Raw genomic sequence first — 22,908 nt, forward strand, 5'->3', positions numbered from 1 at the left:
CAGCGGTAAAGTACCGTTCAATAAAGGAGATAAAGACAAATGCAAAGTTTATTGCCTATGTGTGTGACTAAACAAGAACGTGAGTTAATTCAATTTATTAGAACCCTCTCTTTTGAAGATGTGTTGGATGCAGTAGATGGCATTTCTGGTGAACGAAAAAATTCAGAGACCCAATCTATTGTGAATTTCCACAAAGGAAATGAAATCAATGGGGCTGGCTTCAAGGAACGGGCTGAGCGTTTGGAAAGGCTGGAAGAATTGCTGGGCGGCGCCAATGAAGATTATCGGTCTCACATTTACGCTGATAAACCGGGGGTGATTCAATGAGCCTCGCCAACCAATTAACCCTGAAACAAGTTCGTGAGAACTGTAAAAAGTCAATTGAACAGGTTAGTGATGAAACGGGGATTTCAGTTTCAAAGTTAAAACGCTGGGAGAAAGATGCATCAAAAGCGGAAACGTACGAGTTCTTTTGTCTGTTGCAATACTACAAAATATCTTTCAATCATGTTCATGCAGGAAAAGCAGAAGACGTATACAAAGCTCATAGAGAGGCGGTGAGCGTGTAATGGGAATGGACCCTATGGTAATTGATCATTTGAATTGTCATGATAATGTGACGCAAATCAAAAAGGATTTAATCGAATTACTTTGCATTGTTCAGCAGGATGAAGTGTTCACGAGAGAAATGATTTCAGAAAAGATATTTAAAGCTGTTCAAGACCTAACATATGCAGAAGAAATCCATTTTGGTGTAATCAAGGGTTTCTATAATGAGCAAACAAAAAGCCTTAACAACACCTTGGCCGGGCGTTAAGGCAACATAAATCAAGGGACAAGCCCACGCGCAAATTATAAGTCATGTCTTCATAAAGCGCAAGGGCTGTCCCCAAAAATGGGGAGAGTTGAACATGAATAGATGCCAGATGGTTTCTTTTGGAGCAATTGAGACTGAATTTTGCAGACTTCAAGGTAAAGACCCTATGAATAGTGAACCTGTGTTAACGGATGTATTCGAAAACGGAATGATTGAGGTTCTTCGTGAACTGGCTACACATAAATTTTTAACCCGTAACACTTCCCGGGATATGCTCCCACACATCGAAGAAGCCAATAAAATTCTTTGTGATAATTTTTCTGCCTTACGCGATAAATTGCCTAAAAAGGAAAAAGAAGCATTAGGCGATCTGGAAGGCGATTTCAATATTGTTGCTGGATATGAAGAAGAAGAAGCCTTTGTTAAAGGGTTCATTGAGGGATATCGCTTTTTAAAAACATTACATGTGTCAACGGGGAAAGATTGAAACAATCGGCCCAAGCAAATGACACTTAAGTCACAGAATAGTGTGGTGGTGAAATGAATGACTTTATCCCTAATGGATATATCATCTTAGCGCGAAAAATTAGGAAGTCTAATCTTTGGCTTTCTCTCAAGGCTACTCATAGATTGGTAATGATTGAACTGCTTTTGCAAGCCGCATATCAAGATTGCGAGGTTGTTAGAAATGGTGAGATTATCCCCCTTAAACGGGGGCAAATTGCAACCTCTTATCAAATGATAGCGGATGATATTGGAGACAAAGCGGTAACAGTAAAAGTTGTGCGTAACGCGATTGAAAAATTAGAAAAACATGATTTTTTGGCAAAGGACGAGGCAAAAGCAAGGGCAAAGCGTGGATTGCTCTTAACCATTGTTAATTACGGGGTTTATCAAGATTCCGATAACTACAAGGGCAAAGCAGAGGGCAATGAAACGGGCATTATAAGGGCAAAGCAGGGGCAAAGCGAGGGCAAAGCAGGGGCAATACACAATAAGTTAAAGAACTTAAATAAATCTAATAATGATTTAAAAGATATATATGATTATTGGAATTCGCTTGAGATTATCAAGCATCGGGAACTAACTCAGAAAATGCAATCCAGCATAAACGCCAGATTGAAAAATATGAGTTTCGAGGAAATGAAAGAAGCCATAAGCAATTACAACACCATCATTAAAAGTGAGCTATATTGGTACACCTACAAATTCACTTTGGAAAAATTCATGAATGCTAAAAACATTGATCAGTTCTTGAGCGAAAACAATCCATTTGAAACATTTAGAAAGCAACAGGGAGGTGGAGGACGTGGACAGCGTAAAACCAGTCATGCGGGATCTTCTCAAGCGAGTGGAAGCTATGAAAGCTCAACAGAGGACCTCATCCTTGGAAAACCAATCGACGGAGAAGACGAAAATCTTTCCGAAGAGTTATTACAGCGAATTAGGAACACATGAGGGATGTCCTAAGTGCGATTACACCGGGACCATCAATTCTTTCCGTTGGGTGACTGACGAAAGCTATACAGACAAGAATGGAAACCCTATGCCAAGAGAAGTGGCTACGGTGGAACCGTGCTCTTGTTTACTGGATCGGCAGTTAACAAAATATACGGCAAACAGCAGCTTCAACCATGAGCAAAAGCAGCACACTTTCAAAAATGCTGATATCGACGCGAAGAATGCCCAACACTTTGCTATGGTTACGAAATTCGTCGATAACATCGAAGCCCACCAAGAGAAAGGGACCTGGCTTTATATCTTTGGGGATGAAACCCGGATTAAGGGGAGTCAGAGTGCATACGGCACTGGCAAAACGTATCTGATGGATTGTATAGCTAACGCGTTGGCTGAAAGACACATACCGGGTCTCTATGTTACTGAGGAGACACTTTTCGGGGATATCAGGTCTACCTATAGTCGGAACAGTGAAGAGAGTGAAACGGAAGTTTTGAGCCGCTACTATAACGTGCCCGTGCTAATGATAGATGATTTGTTCACCGCTTCATATTCTGAATGGGCTGAAGGCAAGTTGTACAGCATCCTAAATGAACGCATGGATAAAAACAAGATTACAATTATCACCAGCAATTACGCAACGGAACGTATACATCAGCGCTTGCCTCTGAATGGTCGGAAGATTGCCAGCCGAATTATTGGACAAGCTCAGAGAATTGAAATGATTGGTCCCGATCGGCGGGAAAAGAAAGCGCGAGATAGATTTCAACTGGAAACGGGGAACGAGTCATGAAGATAATTGTACGTTCAGCTCCAGTAGGAGCGCCATATGAAAAATTGGTCGGTAAAGAAGTGCATGTTATGTATAACGATCCAGCATGGGGGACAAATGATTTCATAGTGAAAAACGGGCCTTACTATGAGGGTCAAAATAACCTCCTTACTATTCCTTTTGGGGACGCTGTAATTACAGATATGAGCGGATCTGAATTTGAGGACGGACTTGAGCTAGGAATGAAGTTTGGAAAGCATGATAAAGCCCCTATAAAAAAGGGGAGATGAAAATTGAGGATAGAAGCCACAGAAGTAGCCCAACAGCTTAGTGATATTTTGAAGGGCATCAAAACAGAGTATGAACACCTTGACCGTGAAGTTCGATATTACGATTTGGAATGTACGGACCTGCTTCACGCTTTAGAGTTCATGGAAATTGATAACGATATGCGATTAAATATCTCTCAGCAGCTTCAAGATAACCGGAAGAAACGTAGAGTAATCAAAAACGAAAGAGAGCGCCTACAGCCCTTGTACGATGTCTCAGAAGGACATCCGCATTTAGTCTATGAATTTGAAAAAGCGAAATGGAGAGCTGAAAAGATTGAGTGCATACAGAAGCATCGTATGTACACACCGCGTATTAGAACGGATATGCAGCAGGCTTTTGACAAGGCCAACCGCAGGAATGATATAGCAGGGGGTTGAGTATGAGCCAACCAACAACCGATTTACCAAAGCTAGATGATAAGAAGACGAAAAATGCAATAGAAGGTGTTTTTGAAAAATATCAAATATTTAAAAATACGATAATTGAACAGAGAGAGGCAACCATAACGGCCAGTTATCAAGATCGTCCGAGTGGTCCGACCAATGTAACAAGTGATTCGACCGCAGATATTGCAGTGTCCAATGTGTTCAGAACCGAGCACCGCAGACAATTTTGCGAAAACGTCGAACTGGCTGTCAGTCGCCTATATCCAAAGTATAGAGAGATAATCGAATTGAAATATTTGGGTGACGACATGCCAACTGATTACGCAGTTTACAATTTCAAAATGGATCATCCCATTAGTAAGGACACTTATGCAAAATTGCGAAGAAAAGCATTTCAAAATTTAGCATATAGCTTTCATGCTTTTGGGATTATCAACATACAAAGCTTAGTGGACACAAAACGCGCGAACATACGGACAAGCAGCAACGAATAAACTATACAACCAAGATCGGAGGGGAGGGAACGATGTTAAGTCCAAAGGATTATGGCGACTCACACGCTCATAAAAAAGTGGAAATTGAAAATAAGGTCACAACGTACATCCAAGGCAAGAACGGACTCATTGGAATTATAATCCCGCCCTGTGAGGGGCCGACAAACGCATTAGAAGACCTTCACCGCACAATCGCTGAAATAGCAATTAAACAAGCTATAAAGAAAGAAGCCACTCCAGAATAAGGGGTGGCTTCTTTCTTTATAGCTAGGTAGCTTATGAAAAAAGGCTGCTACACCAACGTTTTTCTTTTGCATATATCATGACATAACAGATGAGATGATCGTGGCTCACACCAATGAATCCGAGTATAAAAGTTTCATTGCAAACAAAAAGAACGAGGCATTGCAATCAAGGATGATTGTAATGCCGATTCCTTATAACCTGAAGGTGTCTGAAGAAGAAAAGATTTACGCCAAGCTCATTAAACAAAGTGATATGAGACATATCCACATTGCGCCTCATGCGCTGCGTACGGCTGCCATTTTCTCCGTGCTTACCCGCTTGAAGGAGACGAAGAAACAAGGGATGGATCTGGTCAAAAAGATGCGCATGTATGACGGTGAAGAGGTCGAAGGATACAAGGAAGCCGATCTGAAAGAAATGCAAAGTGAGTTTCTGGAGGAAGGTATGTCCGGGGTAGACCCGCGGTACGTCATTAATCGCATTTCTAGTGCATTGATTAAGCAAAATGTGGAATCCATCAATGCCCTGGACATTTTACGAGCAATCAAGGATGGTCTGGATCAACATGCCTCCATCACAAAGGAAGAACGGGAGCGCTATCTGAATTTCATTTCCGTGGCTCGTAAGGAGTATGACGAATTGGCGAAAAAAGAAGTGCAGAAGGCATTTGTGTACTCTTTCGAGGAATCAGCCAAGACGCTGTTTGACAACTATTTGGATAACATCGAAGCTTTTTGCAATTGGGCGAAAATTCGCGATCCGCTCACAGATGAGGAACTCGACCCGGATGAGCGGCTCATGCGCTCTATTGAGGAGCAAATCGGGGTATCGGAAAATGCGAAAAAGGCATTCCGTGAAGAAATATTAATCCGTATTTCTGCGTATTCTCGCAAGGGACGGAAGTTTGAGTATCATCATCATGATCGGCTGCGAGAAGCCATTGAGAAGAAGCTGTTCGCCGATTTGAAGGATATTGTGAAGATTACGACTTCAACCAAAACGCCTGACGCTAATCAGCTCAAACGGATGAATGAGGTGATTAAACGACTGATTGAGGAGCATGGCTACACAGGAGCCAGCGCTAACGATCTGTTAAGGTATGTAGGTAGCCTCCTGAATCGGTAAGACGAAATAATAAATAAGTACAGCATGGTGAAACTATGGATTGATCTGGATGGTGCCACACAGTTGTGAGGTTCCGATAAACGTGTTTTAGAGGGAATTCGGCAAGCACAGGGGGGTCAGGTGCCTGTCGAATTCTTTTTTTAGTATCATTAGGCAGCGGAGAGTGCCTGCAATATTGCTTCTTCGCAGGAACATACAGAGGAATTGGCTTCGTTCACGAAGCTGATAAAACATGGTGAAGGAATTGGAAATGCTACAGCACTCCTCGGAAATGTTAAAGGTGTAAGATGTGGCTTGAAGACTATCCTTACGTTGGAAGCTTTACTATTGCAATGATTCAGTCATAGACTTTTTCCATTCCATATGAGCCGCAAGTACTCTTTTCCATAACTCGTCCCGTTCCTGGCGACTGTAGTTAACGAGCGGCTCGCCAAATACATCTGCCAACACTTCCAGCCACTGCGATTTCTGATCCAGCTCTATTTTTTCCAAACCGTTTAGCCCGCGCTTTTTCCAAATACATCCTCTGAGTTCATTCGCCTCTAATGCTTGCCTTTGCCGAATCAGAAATAGGTTAAACCATGGAGATTCCGCTGAGCGGCTATAGAAATGATGTTTCGGCATGAATTCTTCCAAATCCTGAACAACCGCAGGAGCAAAATCAACGCCAACAAATGAAGCAAGCGAGTCATGCTCTAACCGCCAACCTTTTGTAACAACTCCGGATTCCATGACTTTATAATGAAGAGGAGCCTGTTCATAAGTTCCCATACGGAGTGGAAGAGGCTCATATGGCATATCGCCCAGCCCGACATCAACAATCCATACTTCATCTTCATGTTGCTCATTTAGCAAGTTCACTGTTAGTCCAAGATGAAATGAATTAATGCGTGGTTCAGCTCCCAGAGGTTGTACCCCGGCACGATGCAGAGAAACTTTGTACCCTAGTGAATATAGTAGTGCACTAAAGGCACCATTCAGATGAAAACAATAACCACTTCTCCCATGTAGAATGAGTTGAATGGATTCTTGAAAACCAATGGCTGCCGGCTTCCTTGCATAAATGTCCAATGTTTGCCATGAAAGATGTTTTACATGAGCCTTATGCAGCTCAACTAAATAGGGAAGGGTAGGAGGTTGAATTTCGGGAATTCCGATTCTGTTTAAATAAGCTTTTATTTCTTCTTTTGTCATGGTGTACATGTACAGTCACCTCTATTGTTGTTAGTTTCCCAGATTCTCTTCTCGAAACCATTGAGCATTGAGTCTTAGCATCATTGTAGAAGGGAGAAGTGATGTTTACAATGCTATAAATTTTTGATTGTACCGGTACAGTTAGCAAGTCGATTGGCTTTAGCGGCATGCGCTTTTCCTGTAGTTGTTGTCAGAACACAAAAAAACAGACCGTTTCATCGGGTCTGTTTTTTTGTTTAGTTCCAAGCTGACCGATTATAATAGTGATCTGAGTTCACGTCGGTATTTGTTCAAATGAACGAACGAGGGAATGACTCGTTTGGCAGAACGGAAGCCGCCTATTCTGATATTGCGGACCACATGATAGGGAGAGATCAATAGTGCGTGAAGCAGATGCAAATCATGGGTGCTCAATGGACGATATCGTTGATAGTAATCTATCGCGCGCAGCATCTTTGTCCCATTCCAAAGACAATTCCGATGAAGAAGATGGGAGAGATCTTTCATCCTTACATGTAGGGAGCAATTTTCAAAGTCGATCAAATGGATTTTGAGCTGTTTGTCTTTAATCAGATTGGGATAATTATAGTCGCCGTGTATAAATGCGGCGGCTTTTTGCTCCCGAGCAATGGCTTCTCTAACTTTGGGCTGCTGTAGACGATGGGACACTTCTTCACAAAGAGCTACGAGATGTGCTGTGCCTCTGTATGGGATGAGGCGTTTTTTGTATCCAGCTATTTCATCGCTCAAGCCTTCATAACGGATTCTGGATGGCGGAGCTTCAGTGACAGGAAAGCCCATGGCACTGGAATGGAATTTGGCTAAAGTAGCAATTCCCTTTTTGAAGTCTATTCTTTTTGTGAATTCTGGTCTGAGTCCATGAACCCAATTGGTTAATGTATACGAAACACCTTCATAGGTCATGTAAGCCGTTTGTTGTACTGTTGGATAGACCTTTTGGCTGCGTGTAAACCCGCGCTCATCCAGGTAGGACAAGACACGTGTAATAAAACGGATCTCTTCTTCCGGGAATTTGTAGGGTTTTAAGCAATAAGTCGTATTAGCGGTCTCAATCTTGTGAATGTCCTTCATTTGACGGGTACGCTGAATTTTGATTCCATACATCTGCTCAACGTTCGATAAAATCGACATTTTGCTCCTCACTTTCTTTTATACATGAGCCCACTCCTGCAAAATATGGATGATTTGTAATCGAAGAGGCCACGACTGATCCCAATGGTCCAGGATTTCACGATCTCTTGAACGGTGCGGGTGTCGGGAAGCATGCCAGGCTTCTCGTGGTAGTTTATATAAAGCCGTAACAATCTTCCGTTCAGTTCGGCTTAGTGGCTTGCGTTTTTGGTATCCCTTCAGCAAGGACTGCACAAATTCAGGATTGAATTGAGTCGTATTCATAAGGGCCTTTGCCAAATCAGCATAGACTGAGCCGATCTTAACCCGATCCCAATCAATGATTTTGAGATGACCATCATCCGAAATAATGACATTTGGGGTAGTGATATCACTGTGTATCAAGGAGGGGTGCCGATGTTCCATCCGAAGCAGCCTTATGATGGATGCATCCTGCAAATCCTTCCATGCTCGCCTGGATAAACGTTTGCAGTTTTCGCCGTGAGCATTGTACCAGTTACGGTACGTTTTATCATGGCGACTGTTTTTTATCATTTTTTTTTGAAAAAGACGATCTTGGTTTTTCCATATCCGCAATTGTTGAATGGTCGGAGGGGACTTTACTTTATCCATCCGATGCAAGCCGGTGGAGGTGGCGTGAAGTGTGGCAAGTGCCCGCCCCAGTTTTTCGAAATCTTCAGCGGTCTCCAGTCCCCGTCCTTTGACCCACTGGCTTACATAAAATGGCGTTCCTTGATATAGAGTCCATAACTTGCCGGAATGAATGGGGAGCCATGCGGGCATGTAGGTATACTTTCTCTTTTTCAAAAGCCTTATATGGCTCGCAGCTCGTTCCATCTGTTGAATCGTATTTGAACGGACCATCTTTGTACGACTAAAGGGTTTTAATGCATAAGTTCCTTTTTTCGTTTTCACCTGGATCACTGCATTTTTTCGGTATAATGATGAGACTAAGCTTGATTTTAATGGAATCAGGCCGAAACGACGGGTGATTTTGCGAATCTGTGCTTTAGTATAGGATTTCGCCATAAGAACCTCACTTGACTTTGAATTGAAGAACAAGGTAATCCTCTGTTAGTTATCAGTCTATTCATAAGGAAATAATAGGTGCAGTTTTATGAAGCTATCTTCGTTCTTTTCTTGTGTCACATGGGTCAAAAAAAACGGAGCAGCGAAAGTTCGCTGCTCCGTTTTAATTAGCTCTGTATTTAGTTACCCTGATTATTGACCTGGGTGATTAATATTCGTTGTCATCATCTTCGTCTGTATCCACGATTGTGCCAGATGATGCATGGATTTCAAGTTCAACGGTTCCTTCGTTGGTGAGTACCTTTACCTCGTAGATGAACTGTCCATTCTCCTTATCCAATTTAGAAGACAAAAGGGTACTCCCGGGCACGTGTTTAAGCGCAATTTGCCCAGCCTGCTTTTCAGTCAGGGTGATGTGATTTGGCTTGTTAAGGATGGACTCGTCATTCGAGTCATGATCAAGCTCAGAATGGGAACGGATGGTTTTCCCAGTATAAGCATCAACATCTATATCCCAATCTTTATCTCCTTGTTGGAGATCCACCTCATAGTAGACCTTTCCGTTTTTGCGCTCCAGTTCGACATCTTCAACTTGTGCATTATTCCCCACAGCTTTCTTGGCAATGTTGGCAGCGGCGGTCGCTCCAATAAGACCCGTAGGTTTAGCGGCCCATACGGCACTCGCTGAGACACCCGTAACCGTAACTCCAAGCAGAACCGTGGCTGCCATAATTCCTAATGTATAATTTTTTTTCATTACATCATTCCTCCTTGTGCTATAAGCATGAATACAGCTTATCTCTTGAACATGAGAGGAACATAATAGAATCATGAGAAAACCATGAGAAACATGAGCTAAGATGATCGTCAAATCGTCATGATTCGTCGTGCTCCTGTTTTTCTTTTTCCCAAGTTATAGAGTCAATAGAGCCCGATACTGCATTGACCTGTACTACTGCTTCACGCCCATCTTTTACCTCAACCTCAACCAGATAGTAGAGGCCTTTGTCGTTGCGATGAAGCTCAATATCATCGGATGTTCCGTTAACTGCTTGGGCAGCAAGCTTGGCTGCTTCTTTCTCCGTAATGACGAGAGAAGCTGGGTCAGGTTTATTAGTTGGATTCGATGTGTCTCTGGTTGGTGAGGTACCGGGCTTGTGGTCCTGGGGCTCCTGCTTCGCATCTGTATAAGCCTGTGCCCGCTTAATGGATTCGATGACACCGTTATAGGCATTGGCCTTTATGTCGTACTTGCCTTTAGCGTGTTCCAGCCTGATCAGATAAAAATCACCCAAGCGTTGCGTTTCAAGCACCTCACCGGGATACTGATGTAAAACGGATTGGATGACGGCCTTTTCTTCCAATGGAGAAGCTGCTAACGACCGTGCCCAAGGCCACTGTAAAAGGCAAATTGTGATCAATACAGCCGCCAGCGTACCCCCAATCATCCACACATAGATGGCTTTCATCGTTATTTCCTCCTTTGGCTTATTATTTTGGAACGGCAGGGAGGATGATCGTTGCAGTTGTTCCGCTTCCCTCTACACTTTCTAGCCCAATTTGAGCATGTATAGCTTGTGCAATTCCTGTAGCCAATGATAAGCCTAGTCCAGTCCCACCTTCCTCGCGGCTTCTGGCTTCATCCACACGATAGAAGCGGTCGAATACTTTAGATAACTTTTCTTCTGGGATTCCAATTCCTTGATCTGTGATTTTTATGCAGGGTTGAGATGTACCGTCCACGGTATCAATCATCAGGTATATCGGCTCGTTACTGTATTTGCGTGCATTATCCAAAAAGATAAATAGGAGCTGTTTCAACTTATTTTCATCGGTATAGCCAATGCATTCTGCCTGAACATCCAGTTGAATTTGTCGGGCGAACGCATTTTCAAATGTAGCTTTTAATTCTGTCGCGATGCTGGTCAGACGTACAGGCTCCAGCACGACATTCCACTGTTCTTCGTTTCTGGCCAACAAAAGAAGCTGCTCTGCCATGTCCTTCATTCGGATCGCCTCGGAATGGATCGCTTCAACGGATTCGGCAAAAATCTTGGGATGCTGCAACCCCCGCCGTTTGAGCAGGCTGGCATAACTTTCAATAATGGTGAGCGGTGTCTTCAATTCATGGGACGCATTAGATACAAATTGTTCTTGCCTGACGAAATTTCGCTCCAGCAGTTCAATCATGTCATTAAATGTTTCACCCATTTCGACCAGTTCGTCGCGTGATGATGAATGGAGCGGAAGACGTTTAAATTTCCCGCTGCGCTGAATTTCTTTCATCGTGCTAATCATAGATGTAATGGGACGTGTAATCAGTCTGCCGAGCAGTCTTCCCGATACCACGACAGGAATGAGCGCAATGCCAGTGACAGCAACAAGTACGATTCTGAGTACCTGTAGCGTCTGCATCGTCGGTTGCAGACTTTCGGTCACCTGGAGATTGACAACCTCGCCATTGGTCCAAATCATGGGGGCCGATACAAGAATGTAACGGTTGCTTTCATAGGTAATGATGCGAACCTGCCGTGTTTCATCAAAAACGCCCTTCATCAAGCTAAGAGATTGCTCGGAAGAAGAGGTGATAGGGGGAAGAAAGTCGCCTTCTGGTTTCATTAGCCGAAGCATGCCATCCAGCGGTACATAGGCTCGGAGAAGATCCTCAGCGGCTACGGATACCGGAGCACGTTGAATCCCACGAATCATGTTCTCTGCTGCGGCCTCTACCTGGTCTTTTCGACTGTCTATCGAAAGTTGGCTGAATAGGAAATAGACTGAGAAATGAATGGCCACAAGTAAAATCCCGAATAATAACGAGGTATACGTATGGATTTTGTTTTGTAGCTTCATAAGGATTCCTTCAGAACATAACCAATTCCGCGTACAGTATGGATCAGCTCAGGGAGCTGGCGCGTAGGGTCGATTTTATTGCGCACGTAGCGAATATACACATCGACCACATTGGTATCGCCCATATAATCTATGCCCCATACATTCTCCAGTAATTGTTCACGGCTAAGTACCTGCCGCTGATGTCTGAGTAAATGAACGAGCAAGTCAAACTCTCGCGGTGTAAGCTCAATGTTGTGCTCTCCTCGAAGAACTTCACGAGTACCTTCATGGAGACGTAAATCTCCGGCACTAAGCCATTGATCTACCACTTGTGGAGCCATGTCTTTCGTTGCACCCACTCTGAGTGCGGCCCGTACACGTGCAAGCAGCTCTTCGATCACAAACGGTTTGGTAACATAATCATTGGCTCCCAAATCGAGCCCCTCGACCTTATCTGCAATGGAACTTTTAGCCGTCAGCAAAATGACAGGAACGTTCGCATCATGCTTACGAATCCTCCGAAGTAGCTCGATGCCATTGAGACCGGGAATCATAATATCCAGCAATACTAGATCCCAATTGCCTTTGCAATACGTTTCCAACCCATCAATTCCGTTTTTTTCTTTACATACTTGATAGCCTTCAAATTGAAGCTCGATCTCTAGAAGCCGGGCAATCTTCTCTTCGTCTTCTACGATCAAAATAGAATGTTTCATGATCATGCCCTCCTGTAGGCGAATAGCCGATACGGGAGTATTTTAGCATATACGGACAGGTAAGACACTTCAAAGCGCAAGGCAGTGAGGGAAGAGATGTTTATACTGCGTCATATTTCCTTGACATTAAAAAGGGACAAAGTGTAACGATAGCGCTATGGAAAGTTGCAGTAACATAAGTTCAGGCCGCGGGCTTGCCCTTTGTCGCCAGGAGCGTAAAATAAAATGAAGCGAAAGCAGGGAGGGCAGGACATGGATAAAAAAATACTGATAGCGGACGATGAGGCGAGCATTCGAAATGCGCTGGCTTATGCGTTAAAGCGAGAGGGTTTTTTGGTGGAAACCGCCGTTGACGGGGAGGACGCCTTGGAAAAAATACGTTTGTTCCATCCGGATGTGCTCATATTGGATGTGATGATGCCCAAACTGGGTGGATATGAGGTGTGCCGCCGTTTGGAAAGTCGGAAGGGCATCGGTATTTTACTGCTGACGGCCAAAAACGATATCGTTGATAAGGTACTCGGACTGGAGCTGGGTGCGGACGATTTTATGAGCAAACCGTTTGATCTGAGGGAGCTGCTCGCTCGTATTAAAGCATTGGTACGGAGACTGGAGCGAGAAGGAGCACCTGCCCCGGAAGGAACAGAAATGGTACTCGGCCCATTACGGGTACGTCCGTCCAGCCGAACAGCTGAACTTGGAGCCATAGCGCTGGATCTGACCCCCAAGGAGTTTGATGTGCTGGCGCTGTTGGTGTCTCATGCCGGAAGGGTGTATACACGGGACGAGCTGCTGGAGCAGGTATGGAGCTTCGATTATGTGGGCGGAACGCGGACGGTGGATATTCATATCCAGCGTTTGCGCAAGAAGCTTGAGCCGCATCAGGCGATATTGCAGACCGTGTATGGTATCGGCTATAAGGCAGAGAAAATGACGTGAACGAACATCATTCACTCCATCAGCAAGGAAGCTTGCGGTCCACCGACCAGCAGAAGCGCAAACGCAAACCTACAGGCTTGAGCCTGCGTTGGAAATTTCCGCTGGTACTGGCGGCTTTGCTGCTGTTTACTGTCGGTGTGCTGAGCTGGCTCGTGCTTACTGGTATTCGCGCTAACCAGACAGACCAAATGGAACGCAGCTTAAAGCGTCAGGCCGAAATTGTAGAAATGCGTGTAAAACAGTCTTACCTGTTGGGAGTGCGCCAATCACCGGAAGACTTTATGAAGAAGCAGGCACCTGGGCTCGCAGTGGAACTGGGCGTATCCAGTAATATGCGCGTTATTTTATATGATGGTCAAGGGCATGAGGTTGGCAATTCTCTACCGCTGGCTTTTAGAACAGATGTCAGCCAGGCGCTCTCCTATGCAATCCAAGGCAAAATTGCATACATTACGGAAGGAAGCGCAATCACTTATTTGGCTCCGCTTCAAGGTCCGGACGGCTTACTGGGAGTGGTACAGCTTCACAGCTCAATAGAAGCGCAGCAGCAGTTCTACCGGGCCATTGCCCACTTGTTTCTATGGACGGGGGGTGCGGTGCTGGTATTGAGCTTTATCTTAGGTTTAGGCTATGTCAGCCGCCAGACGAGGGACATCGGAAGACTAACTCGCGCTTCTGAACAGATATCGGCAGGGCATTATCCGGAAGCCAGACTGCTGCGGCGGCAGGATGAGCTGGGAAGACTGGATGAAGGAATGCTCCAGATGAGCCATGTGATCCGGGAGAGCATTACCGCGCTGGAAAACGAAAAGCTTCGGCTGGAAGAAACGGTTCAGCGTTTGAGAGAGCTAGAGCAGCAGCAAAAATCTTTTATTGGAAATATCAGTCATGAACTAAAGACCCCGTTAACCTCTATTCAAGCTTATGCTGATTTACTGGATATGTATGGGGATGATCCTGAACTGGTGCGTGAAGCGAGAGAAAGCATCAGTAAGGAAACAAAACGGTTATACGAGCTTGTCGAGGACTCGCTGCGGCTATCTGTGCTGGATAAATATGATTTTGAATTGCATACGGAGGTTGTGGAACTGCATTCGTTACTGGAAGATGCGGGGAGCCATATTCGAGGAAAAGCGGCAGCGCGTAGACTGGATTTTTCGATAGATACCGTTCCAGCCCAGGTGTGGGGAGACCCTAAGCATCTGATGCATATTGTATTGAATTTGCTGGATAATGCAGTAAAGTATAATCAAGACGGTGGATGGATTACGTTATCGAATCGGGTAGAACAGGACACTGTGATTGTGTATGTACGCAATTCCGGTCCGTGGATTCCTAGGGAGAAATGGGACATGATTTTTGAGCCGTTTGCTACTTTAAGTCGTGATCGATCTCGTCAGGACAGCGGTACGGGACTCGGTCTTCCTCTGGCGCGCAGACTGGCGGAGCGCATGGGGGGAGAGTTGCAGCTTACAGCTTCAGATTATAGTAGCTTGGAAAATGACAAAAGCCATACGAATGTAAGTGGGAATGAATTTTCGCTTAGACTTCCCCTCTTGGTTCACGATATCTCCCTGTAAACGGCCGATTGTTAGCACAGGGCTAGAATGGTGTCTTGTTTACAACTTGGAAACAATTCGATGTATTCATGAGATGTTCGGGCATTAAACTGGGGGTATCGTTAACAAGGAGGCCGTTGTACATGATAAAGAAAAACATAGACAGCTATGGGCAAAAGAACGGCTCCTCTCATCGCGAAGATTCCCGTACAAGAATTTTCAGACAGAAAGCCACGGGGCTGCTTATGATCGGCTTAATCGCCGGGGGATTGCTCAGCGGTTGCGGCATGAAGAGCACAGGAGAGACAAATCCAGCATTCGGTATGAAACCGGGCCAACAGCTTACTGTGATTGACACGGATGCAGCCCAGCAGCAAGTAACGGACGAGCTGGTAGTATCGTCTATCGACAGGCTGGGGGATGTCTACGCGAGGTCTTGGCTGAGCGACGAAGAGCTGATTGTGGAGCGTAAAACCCAGCTGTGGATTCATAATGTAGAGACAGACAAGGAGCGGATTTTAACACCAGGTCGTAAGGCTCCACAGTTACTTGCTGTGGTATCACCGGATCAGCGCCATGTCTTCTTTACTGAAGGTAGCCCCAACAGCAAATATGATATTCAGGGCTACATTTTGGAACTAAGCAGTGGTAAGGTTACATCGATTGGCAAGCTGGATATAACTAATGAAGTGAGTTGGAGCGATGAGAATCATCTCATTACAGGCACACCGGATGGTAAAATCCGACTGATTGGTCTCGACGGCAAAGCTGAAGAATTGAGTTTTCAAGATCCGAATCGCTCTGAGTTGATTTCTCATGTCGAAAAAGTGGGCAACGCCATATTTTATACAGGCAGTGATAAACAAGGGTATCCGGTGCTGAATCGGTTCACCCTCAATCATCCTCAGGCTGTGACCATTGCTGAGGGTGCCATGTCCTTTGCCGTGTCGCCTGACGGTGAGTCTATCGCCATTGAAAAGCGGAAATGGAATACATCCGAACCAGCCCGTATGATCATTTTGGATGAACAGGGCAAAGAGAAAGGAATCGTCGGTCAAGGCACTTTAATGAGTCGTGGAAGCTGGTCCAGCGACGGGTCCAAGCTTGCTTTTTCCATTTATGATGAGGATCAGCAAGGCATGAGAGGGCTGTATGTATTTGACCAGTCCACGGGTAAAACCACTCCGGTTACGACCGATATCCAATCTTATGACAGCCCAACGGTATGGAGCCCATCCGCCCGGTTTTTATCCATGTACCAGAACATTTCGGAAGGTGGAAAACAGCTCAATCAAAGCTATATCGTCGAATTTAAGGAAAAGTAGTAAAAGACGCATATCCGTTTGTTCGGAATGCGCCTTTTTAAATGTAGGCTGGCTATTGATTTTATATGAGAATCAATTTCATAACTCATTAAAGTTTGATGGTTGTAACTAGAAATAGACAAATTAAAACATTTTGATCTATATCTAGTTTTAATTGAAGCAGCTAGAGGTATTATGAAATGGATGCATGACTATACAAACTTACGATGATGCTTCTTACCGTCATATGAGAATAAGGCGAGCTTACCCTCAATCATCGTTTCCAAATGAACGGTGCGCCCCCACAGCTGATATACATACGGAAGCGTGCGCTCCATATATTTTAAATCTAGCTCAATGCCTTCGTACTGGTGCTTGAGCTTCAACTCGCCCGTATGCAGGTAATCTCCATCCTCGACGACGATATAAGGGGAGCCTCCATTCACACGTGAAAACACGAGCTGATCCCGTATGTTTTCCCAGGATTTATCGGTAATTTTCCAATCAGGTCCTCGTTTCTCAAACACGTACAGATCCAAATCCTCTGTCAGCTTCTTGGTCATGTAATTGCGTATAAAAGAGGTGTCTGAGTCAAACTCTCGCACCTCGAACATTTTAGCTCGACCCTCGCCCGGTTTGCGCCCTTGTCGCTCTTGCTCCTCACGGGTTGGGTTATCCCAACGTTTTTCAATATCCTCAAATATTTTCAGTCCCAAATAGTACGGGTTCAGGCTTTGCTTGGAAGGCTGTACGACGGAAGCATTCAGCATCGCAAATTCAACGGTTTCCTCCCCGGTCAAATCCAGTTCCCTTACAATCCGCTGATGCCAATAGGAGGCCCAGCCTTCATTCATGATTTTGGTTTCCATTTGGGGCCAGAAATATAGCATTTCGTCCCGCAGCATCGTCATAATATCTCGCTGCCAGTCCTCCAGTACCTCGGAGAATTCCTGAATAAACCAGACGATATCTTTTTCAGGTTCCGGTGGGAACTGGCGTACCTTAATACCCTCGGTCTCGGCCGAATCATGCTGCTTTACTGTGTCCAGTGACCACAGATCATCGTAAGGTCCGATGGGACGCTGGTGTTTTTTGGGTTCTTTTTGCTCCTTGATTTTGAGTTCCATATAGCGCTGTTTATCCAGATGCCTTGGTTTGATAAGCTGTGGGTCTACATGCTCCTGTATCGCCAGTACAGAGTCAATGAAGGATTCAACAGTCTTTGAACCATATTCCATTTCATAGCTGTTGATTCGATCTGCTGTGGCCGACATACTCTCCACCATATTGCGATTAGAAGCTGAAAAGCGGGCGTTGTGTTTGAAAAAATCACAGTGTGCCAGTACATGAGCGACAATTAGTTTATTTTGCACCAAAGAATTTCCTTCCAGCAGGAAGGCATAGCAGGGATTGGAGTTAATGACCAGCTCATAAATTTTGCTCAATCCAAAATCGTACTGCATTTTCATCTTGTGAAACGTTTTTCCAAAACTCCAGTGGCTGAAGCGCGTGGGCATACCATAGGCTCCGAACGTATATACAATATCCGCCGGACAAATCTCATATCGCATCGGGTAGTAGTCGAGCCCGAATCCATCGGCAATCTCCATAATTTCTGATATCGCATATTCTAGCTCCTTCTGGTCGGTGCTCATCCCACCGTTCCCCCTTCCCGTTTGCGAAAAAAGGTGCGTAAGGCTTGGTATACCTCACCTTTTTCCTTGATGACATAGTACATAAACTGATCCTTTTTAATATTCTTGTAGGCTGACATCAGCGTGCTGCTGCGATTATATTGATTCACTTCGCCATAGCCGAACATATTGCTCCGCTTTATAAGTTCCTCGATTAGCTTCACGCACCGCTCATTGTCTGAGGTCAGGTTATCGCCATCCGAGAAATGGAAGGGATAAATATTGTAGCTGGAAGGAGGATATCGTTTGTCGATAATCTCTAGTGCTTTCAAATAAGCGGAAGAGCAGATCGTGCCGCCACTTTCTCCGCGGGTAAAAAATTCTTCTTCCGTAACCTCTTTAGCCTCGGTATGATGCGCGAGAAAGACAATTTCCACCTTTTCATACTGACGGCGCAAAAAGCGGGTCATCCAGAAAAAGAAGCTGCGAGCACAATATTTTTCAAAAGCGCCCATTGAGCCTGAGGTGTCCATCATGGCTATAATGACCGCGTTGGATTGGGGAATGGTCTTCTCTTCCCATGTCTTGTAACGAAGATCGTCCGGACTAATATGATGAATGCCGGGCTTCCCTTCACGGGCGTTGCGACGTAGATTTTCGAGAATGGTTCGTTTCTTGTCAATGTTCGCTTGCATGCCTTTTTTACGTATATCATTGAACACGATAGATTCAACCTCAATTTGATCCTTGTCTTTTTGCTGTAAATTCGGCAATTCCATTTCCTTGAACAGCATATCTTCCAGCTCTTCTATGCTGACTTCCGTTTCCATAATATCGTGTCCCGGCTGGTCGCCGGCTTTCTCACCTTTACCAGGCTTCTGGGAGGCAGAATCACGCCCGATGACATCTCCCACCTGACTATCTCCATCCCCTTGGCCTACATGCTTTTGCTTTTGATAGTTATAAATGAAGCGATATTCATCCAGGCTGCGAATCGGCACTTTAATAATCTGTTGACCGTCCGACATAATAATATTTTCTTCCGTTATCAGATCGGGTAGATTTTGCTTAATGACATCTTTGACCTTCTGCTGATGACGTTGCTGGTCCTGGTACCCTTTGCGATGCAGCGACCAATCTTCGCGGGATACGACGAATGAATATGGCTGGCGTGGTTCCGGCATTATTAGGCACCCCCCAAGTGGATACACGGCACAGTTTGGCCTTGTTGGTTATTAAGTATATTCACGGGGATGAACGATATGTGATGGAACTCGATTTAAATTCTGCCCGTTTGCTTTTATAATGAAAGTAAAAAATGTAAAAAAAGAATGGAGAACCTTGGGTTATGGAAGAAATTGCAGTACTTATAGTAGACGATGAGCAGGGGTTGCGGGATATGCTGACAACGGTGTTAAAAAAAGAAGGGTTCCTTCAAGTCAGGCATGCTGCAACGGGGCGGCAAGCGCTGCAAGTCGTGATGGAATCTCATATAGATGTGATTGTACTTGATGTCATGCTGCCTGATAACGATGGGTTTGAGATATGTCGTCAAATGCGACTATATACGGATGCCCCTATCCTTTTTTTGACGGCAAGAGATACAGATCTGGACAAATTAATGGGGTTCGGTATCGGAGGAGACGACTATATTACCAAACCGTTTAACCCGCTGGAAGTCGTTGCCCGTATGAAGGCTCGAATGAAATATCGGAAAGTTTCGACAGTGGTCATGAAACCGACCTTACGCACTTTAGATTTTGGATATTTTCGACTGGAACTGGAATCCGGTGTGTTGTATGTGGAGGACAAGCAGGTCGAGTGTCCGGCGCGTGAATGGCTACTGCTGGCATTTATGTGCAAGCATCCTAACCGTATTTTCAGTGTACGGCAGCTTTACGAGGCGATATGGAGCGAGGCCTTCTTGGGTGATGAGAAGACTGTAGTGATTCATATCTCCCGTTTGCGGAAAAAAATAGAACCTGATCCCAAGCACCCGCAATTTTTAATCAATGTAAGGGGGCTTGGTTATAAAATGATGTCAGTCAAGATGGAGGAATGAGGATGAACTCTCTGGTTAAGATGTCCTTCCGTTTTATGAAAGTAACGTTATGTTTTGTACTGGCCTATGTCCTATGTTTTGTTATTTGCACGATCTTATATATTTTTATAAAAAGTATATTTGGAGCATCTCAAAATATAAATATTAATCTATTCTGGACAGGACTTGGTATCGTGCAGAGTGCTGTGTTCATAGCTGCCTACGGATGGTATATAGGCAAGCCTTTGGTGTATGTAATCAAATGGATTGGAAATATTGCCACAGGGGAATTTCAAGCGCCACTAACTGAATTGGAACTACCGGAGCGTAAAAAAAATCAGAAAAATAGTTATAAACCTCCGTATCAATTGTATAAAGAAGTTTTTGAACAAATGAACATCTTATCGGCTCAATTGCGCAGCAATGAGGAAGAAAGAATGGAAATAGAGAAACGAAAACAGCAGTGGGTAGCAGGTGTCAGCCATGATCTCAAAACACCATTATCTTATATTGAAGGATATGCGGCCATGCTAACTGCTCAAGAGTATGACTGGTCTGATGAAGAAAGAAGAAGCTTTAGTATGAGTATCAGTGAGAAAGTGACTGAAATGAAGCAGTTGATTCAGGATTTGAATGCTTCTATGCAGCTTAATGAAAGTCCATTGCCCGTCCAATTGGAGAAGGAGGACATTGTGGAGTTTCTCCGTAGTGCAGTCATAGATATCGCTAACCATCCTTCGGCTGAGCAATACGAATTTTCTTTTACGTCCATGGAGGCGACTTGTATTATGTCCTTCGATAGCAAGCTATTAGGCAGAGCGCTGCAGAATTTTTTGATTAATGCTATCATTCATAATCCTCCAGGTACACACGTTTCCATGGAAGTAAGCAAAGCGAACGATAAGCTTCATATTTCTATCGAAGACGACGGAATAGGAATGAATTCCAATGAGTACATGCAGGTATCTCATTCCCAAGGGCATGGAATACCTATTGCCAAAAGCTTTATTGAGGCGCATAACGGAACGCTTCGTATCCTACCAGGCAGTAAAGCGGGTACAAGGATGGAGATTTCACTGCCGCTAAATATCTAATTTTTTAACATCTAATCTCACATTTTGCAGTTTGCTCGGTTTTTTTGCCTGTTGTTTAGGGACTGTTTACCTGATGTTTACTTTACTTCAGTAAACTGTATGTAACTTAAGCTTCAGCATTAGAAGTCGAGAGGAGATCAGGAAATGTCTGCATATGTAATACATACACAGCAGCTAACTAGGCGTTTTGGAAAACGGGAATTTGTAAAACGAATAAATCTCCAGGTACCCGGACAGCAGATTTATGGATTTTTAGGACCTAATGGAGCGGGTAAAACAACCACGATTCGTATGCTACTTGGGCTGATTAAATCCACATCCGGGGAAATTGAGATTTTTGGGAAAAAGCTGAAGGATCAGCGTATGGAAATATTGAAGGATATTGGTTCCTTGGTTGAATCACCTGCCTATTATGCCCATTTATCCGCATATCGAAATTTAGAAATCGTTACAACCATGCGTGGACTGCCGACCCGAAGAATTCATGAAGTGCTGGATTTAGTGAGATTAACCAAGGATGCGTATCGTCCGGTAAAGGGATATTCCTTGGGGATGCGACAAAGACTGGGGATTGCTATGGCGCTTATTGCCAACCCCAAATTGTTAATACTTGATGAACCGACGAATGGTTTGGACCCGTCTGGTATTCAGGAAATTCGGGAGTTAATTATGAGCCTTCCTGGCGCCTACGGAATGACGGTACTGGTTTCGAGCCATTTATTAAGCGAAATTGAGCAGATTGCAACCTATGTAGGAATTATTAATCAGGGTGAAATGATCTTCCAGGGAACGATGAAGGAACTCACCGCCAAAAGCAAGCCTCAATTATTCATTGAAACCCCAGATCCTGTTCTGGCTGCCGGTGCACTGATTCAGCATGGGTGGACGGCCGGGGCTGAATCGATTGAACAAAATGAGGTCGTGACTCCTATTGTAGATCGGCAACAATCTTCGGAGATGATCAAGGTGCTTGTGGAACACAATCATCCCATTTATCGGGTCACAGAGAAGAAAAAAACATTGGAGGAGATATTCCTGGAACTGACAGGTAAGGAGCGAAGCTTATGATACTCCGGGTTATAAAGGCAGAGGGGCTTAAGCTGAAGAAAATATGCTGGTGGATTCCTCTTATACAGGGGTGTGTACTTACAGGCATGACTGCTGTGGAATGGTATCTTTACTTTCGGCAAGGACCGGGAGGTGTCTACGCTGGTTTTGCCGTTATGTTTATGTTCCTTTCGTTTGTGATGCTGCTTGGCGGTACACTTTTGGCGAGCATTATGGCCGGTACAGAGCATGATACTCAAACATGGAAGCAGCTTATGGCCATGCCTGTTCCCAGAAGTTATATCTATTTATCCAAAATCGTATGGATTGTGATTCTGCAGTTGGGTACCGCCTTGATCACTGTAGCAGGTATGAGCCTCATCTGGGTGTTATATACAAACGAACCCATTCCTTGGCGGATCATGTTGTTACAGCCGATTAATGCAAGCTTGGCTACCCTACCAGTACTTGCAATTCAACTTTGGCTGTCTACGCTTTTCACTAATCAGGCATTCCCATTAGCGTTTGGTATATTCGGTTCAATTGCAAGCTTGTTTTTGGCACGCACAAGTATTCTGTGGATTAAAATATTGCCTTGGTCGTACCCTGCATTATCAAGTCCTCTGATGAAGGAACACATGATTTGGGTGATCGTTGCTTTAAGTGCAGGAGTCATCTTTACGGGACTTGGTACACTACAGTTTACCAAGCATGAATTCAAATAGAGAGGAAA

General features: G+C 44.4%; 26 protein-coding genes and 1 pseudogene. 18 read left to right on the forward strand and 9 right to left on the reverse strand.

Annotated elements, in window-relative coordinates:
* The first annotated feature begins 39 nt into the window (after positions 1-39).
* The 11 genes and pseudogenes from MKY98_RS07975 to MKY98_RS08025 all read left to right on the forward strand — a co-directional run.
* Complete coding sequence (locus MKY98_RS07975; protein WP_341010803.1) at positions 40-327, forward strand: hypothetical protein; 288 nt, start codon at positions 40-42, stop codon at positions 325-327.
* Entirely contained in the window at positions 324-569 is a 246-nt protein-coding gene (locus tag MKY98_RS07980; RefSeq protein WP_341010804.1) for a helix-turn-helix domain-containing protein, read from the forward strand. Before MKY98_RS07975 ends, MKY98_RS07980 begins: the two co-directional genes overlap by 4 nt.
* Complete coding sequence (locus MKY98_RS07985) at positions 569-817, forward strand: hypothetical protein (RefSeq protein ID WP_341010806.1); 249 nt, start codon at positions 569-571, stop codon at positions 815-817. The genes MKY98_RS07980 and MKY98_RS07985 overlap by 1 nt, the downstream gene beginning before the upstream one ends.
* A gap of 94 nt (positions 818-911) precedes the next feature.
* The gene (locus MKY98_RS07990) at positions 912-1,304 is read left to right on the forward strand and encodes a DUF6809 family protein (protein ID WP_341010808.1); all 393 of its coding nucleotides are present in this window, start codon (positions 912-914) and stop codon (positions 1,302-1,304) included.
* A 53-nt stretch (positions 1,305-1,357) separates the two neighbouring features.
* A complete protein-coding gene (locus tag MKY98_RS07995) occupies positions 1,358-2,275 on the forward strand; it encodes a hypothetical protein (protein ID WP_341010809.1) in 918 nt (305 codons plus the stop codon).
* A gap of 88 nt (positions 2,276-2,363) precedes the next feature.
* Positions 2,364-3,068 carry a DnaA ATPase domain-containing protein gene (locus MKY98_RS08000; RefSeq protein WP_341010811.1) on the forward strand — a complete coding sequence of 235 codons (705 nt, stop codon included), beginning with the start codon at positions 2,364-2,366 and terminating at the stop codon, positions 3,066-3,068.
* The gene (locus MKY98_RS08005; RefSeq protein ID WP_341010813.1) at positions 3,065-3,337 is read left to right on the forward strand and encodes a hypothetical protein; all 273 of its coding nucleotides are present in this window, start codon (positions 3,065-3,067) and stop codon (positions 3,335-3,337) included. The genes MKY98_RS08000 and MKY98_RS08005 overlap by 4 nt, the downstream gene beginning before the upstream one ends.
* A gap of 3 nt (positions 3,338-3,340) precedes the next feature.
* Positions 3,341-3,757, forward strand: a complete 417-nt coding sequence (locus MKY98_RS08010; RefSeq protein ID WP_341010815.1) for a hypothetical protein — start codon at positions 3,341-3,343, stop codon at positions 3,755-3,757.
* Positions 3,758-3,759: 2 nt separating this feature from the next.
* The gene (locus MKY98_RS08015; protein WP_341010816.1) at positions 3,760-4,260 is read left to right on the forward strand and encodes an ArpU family phage packaging/lysis transcriptional regulator; all 501 of its coding nucleotides are present in this window, start codon (positions 3,760-3,762) and stop codon (positions 4,258-4,260) included.
* 32 nt (positions 4,261-4,292) lie between these two features.
* The gene (locus tag MKY98_RS08020) at positions 4,293-4,505 is read left to right on the forward strand and encodes a hypothetical protein (protein ID WP_341010817.1); all 213 of its coding nucleotides are present in this window, start codon (positions 4,293-4,295) and stop codon (positions 4,503-4,505) included.
* A gap of 88 nt (positions 4,506-4,593) precedes the next feature.
* A pseudogene (locus MKY98_RS08025) lies at positions 4,594-5,631 on the forward strand (protein prkA); the annotation flags it as partial.
* Between the two features lie 324 nt (positions 5,632-5,955).
* On the opposite strand, the gene MKY98_RS08030 reads toward MKY98_RS08025, so the two are convergent.
* The 7 genes from MKY98_RS08030 to MKY98_RS08060 all read right to left on the reverse strand — a co-directional run bounded on the left by MKY98_RS08030 (position 5,956) and on the right by MKY98_RS08060 (position 12,557).
* Positions 5,956-6,834, reverse strand: a complete 879-nt coding sequence (locus MKY98_RS08030) for an arylamine N-acetyltransferase family protein (RefSeq protein WP_029516522.1) — start codon at positions 6,832-6,834, stop codon at positions 5,956-5,958.
* A gap of 246 nt (positions 6,835-7,080) precedes the next feature.
* Entirely contained in the window at positions 7,081-7,977 is an 897-nt protein-coding gene (locus tag MKY98_RS08035; RefSeq protein WP_069012818.1) for an aminoglycoside phosphotransferase family protein, read from the reverse strand.
* 18 nt (positions 7,978-7,995) lie between these two features.
* Complete coding sequence (locus MKY98_RS08040; RefSeq protein ID WP_069012816.1) at positions 7,996-9,006, reverse strand: aminoglycoside phosphotransferase family protein; 1,011 nt, start codon at positions 9,004-9,006, stop codon at positions 7,996-7,998.
* 208 nt (positions 9,007-9,214) lie between these two features.
* Positions 9,215-9,763, reverse strand: a complete 549-nt coding sequence (locus MKY98_RS08045) for a PepSY domain-containing protein (protein WP_069012814.1) — start codon at positions 9,761-9,763, stop codon at positions 9,215-9,217.
* Positions 9,764-9,881: 118 nt separating this feature from the next.
* The gene (locus tag MKY98_RS08050) at positions 9,882-10,475 is read right to left on the reverse strand and encodes a PepSY domain-containing protein (protein ID WP_069012813.1); all 594 of its coding nucleotides are present in this window, start codon (positions 10,473-10,475) and stop codon (positions 9,882-9,884) included.
* A gap of 22 nt (positions 10,476-10,497) precedes the next feature.
* Positions 10,498-11,859, reverse strand: a complete 1,362-nt coding sequence (locus tag MKY98_RS08055) for a sensor histidine kinase (RefSeq protein ID WP_069012811.1) — start codon at positions 11,857-11,859, stop codon at positions 10,498-10,500.
* The gene (locus MKY98_RS08060; protein ID WP_069012810.1) at positions 11,856-12,557 is read right to left on the reverse strand and encodes a response regulator transcription factor; all 702 of its coding nucleotides are present in this window, start codon (positions 12,555-12,557) and stop codon (positions 11,856-11,858) included. The genes MKY98_RS08055 and MKY98_RS08060 overlap by 4 nt, the downstream gene beginning before the upstream one ends.
* A 252-nt stretch (positions 12,558-12,809) precedes the next feature.
* Here MKY98_RS08060 and MKY98_RS08065 point away from each other — a divergent pair, with 252 nt between their 5' ends.
* The 3 genes from MKY98_RS08065 (at position 12,810) to MKY98_RS08075 (ending at position 16,380) form a co-directional block, all read left to right on the forward strand.
* Positions 12,810-13,496, forward strand: a complete 687-nt coding sequence (locus MKY98_RS08065) for a response regulator transcription factor (RefSeq protein ID WP_029516529.1) — start codon at positions 12,810-12,812, stop codon at positions 13,494-13,496.
* On the forward strand, positions 13,493-15,076 hold the full coding sequence (locus tag MKY98_RS08070) for a sensor histidine kinase (RefSeq protein ID WP_069012809.1): 1,584 nt from the start codon (positions 13,493-13,495) through the stop codon (positions 15,074-15,076). Before MKY98_RS08065 ends, MKY98_RS08070 begins: the two co-directional genes overlap by 4 nt.
* A 122-nt stretch (positions 15,077-15,198) precedes the next feature.
* A complete protein-coding gene (locus tag MKY98_RS08075; RefSeq protein ID WP_069012808.1) occupies positions 15,199-16,380 on the forward strand; it encodes a dipeptidyl aminopeptidase in 1,182 nt (393 codons plus the stop codon).
* Between the two features lie 191 nt (positions 16,381-16,571).
* Here MKY98_RS08075 and MKY98_RS08080 read toward each other — a convergent pair whose 3' ends face one another.
* Both MKY98_RS08080 and yhbH read right to left on the reverse strand, forming a co-directional pair.
* The gene (locus MKY98_RS08080) at positions 16,572-18,014 is read right to left on the reverse strand and encodes a SpoVR family protein (RefSeq protein WP_069012807.1); all 1,443 of its coding nucleotides are present in this window, start codon (positions 18,012-18,014) and stop codon (positions 16,572-16,574) included.
* Entirely contained in the window at positions 18,011-19,177 is a 1,167-nt protein-coding gene (gene yhbH, locus MKY98_RS08085) for a sporulation protein YhbH (protein WP_069012806.1), read from the reverse strand. The genes MKY98_RS08080 and yhbH overlap by 4 nt, the downstream gene beginning before the upstream one ends.
* Before the next feature lie 164 nt (positions 19,178-19,341).
* Between yhbH and MKY98_RS08090 the strand changes: the two genes are divergently transcribed.
* The 4 genes from MKY98_RS08090 to MKY98_RS08105 all read left to right on the forward strand — a co-directional run bounded on the left by MKY98_RS08090 (position 19,342) and on the right by MKY98_RS08105 (position 22,900).
* Positions 19,342-20,055, forward strand: a complete 714-nt coding sequence (locus MKY98_RS08090; RefSeq protein ID WP_069012805.1) for a response regulator transcription factor — start codon at positions 19,342-19,344, stop codon at positions 20,053-20,055.
* 2 nt (positions 20,056-20,057) lie between these two features.
* Entirely contained in the window at positions 20,058-21,128 is a 1,071-nt protein-coding gene (locus MKY98_RS08095) for a sensor histidine kinase (RefSeq protein ID WP_069012804.1), read from the forward strand.
* Between the two features lie 144 nt (positions 21,129-21,272).
* Complete coding sequence (locus tag MKY98_RS08100; RefSeq protein ID WP_069012803.1) at positions 21,273-22,196, forward strand: ABC transporter ATP-binding protein; 924 nt, start codon at positions 21,273-21,275, stop codon at positions 22,194-22,196.
* On the forward strand, positions 22,193-22,900 hold the full coding sequence (locus MKY98_RS08105) for an ABC transporter permease (protein WP_023987832.1): 708 nt from the start codon (positions 22,193-22,195) through the stop codon (positions 22,898-22,900). The genes MKY98_RS08100 and MKY98_RS08105 overlap by 4 nt, the downstream gene beginning before the upstream one ends.
* Positions 22,901-22,908: the final 8 nt, after the last annotated feature.

It is taken from the genome of Paenibacillus sp. FSL M8-0228 (genome assembly GCF_038007385.1).
GTDB classification, from domain to species: Bacteria; Bacillota; Bacilli; order Paenibacillales; family Paenibacillaceae; genus Paenibacillus; species Paenibacillus polymyxa_D.